Origin of the sequence: Parabacteroides sp. An277 (assembly GCF_002159645.1) — a bacterium.
Lineage (GTDB): Bacteria > Bacteroidota > Bacteroidia > Bacteroidales > Tannerellaceae > Parabacteroides.
In genome coordinates, this window is record NZ_NFJB01000095.1 from 1 (window position 1) to 666 (window position 666).

The following is a 666-nucleotide window of genomic DNA, read 5'->3' on the forward strand; positions in this document are numbered from 1 at the left end:
CATGCGGATCCCCTGTTTTATGGGGTATTAATCCGACTTTCGCCGGGCTATCCCCCTCTGTAGGCCAGGTTGCATACGCGTTACTCACCCGTGCGCCGGTCGCCGACTCAGTATTGCTACCTATCGCTGCCCCTCGACTTGCATGTGTTAAGCCTGTCGCTAGCGTTCATCCTGAGCCAGGATCAAACTCTTCATTGTTGAATTGTTTCTTTTTTAATATCTTTCGCCCAGAATGCCGTTTTACCTATTTTTTTATTGACGGTATCAATTTCTCGATACTTGTACTACTTTTTAGGTCGTTTATGCAATTTCTTTCAAAGAACTTCTTCGCTTTCGTTTTTTCGAAACGTGGCGCAAAGGTAATGACTTTTTCTTATTACTTCCAAATTTATTCGGAAGTTTTTTTATTTTTCCTCGTTTCGTTCCGGATTTCGCTTGGATTCTCCAACCTCACCTTCCCTTCTCCAAGGTCTCTTCCATCATGTCTTGCACCGCATCTCTCTCGATTGCGGGTGCAAAGGTAGACACTTTTATATTACCTGCCAAATATTTTGCCAACTTTTTTGTGAGAAATTTTAATTATACCTCATTCCAAGATAGTTACAAACCTACTTTTTTACAACTATATCCCCTCCCGTTTATAACGGGATTCGATTCCGTTTATAA

1 rRNA gene is annotated in these 666 nt (G+C 41.6%); it reads right to left on the bottom strand.

Going from position 1 to position 666, the window contains the following annotated elements:
• A 16S ribosomal RNA gene (locus B5F77_RS15465) occupies positions 1-198 on the bottom strand; the annotation flags it as partial.
• Between the last annotated feature and the right edge of the window lie 468 nt (positions 199-666).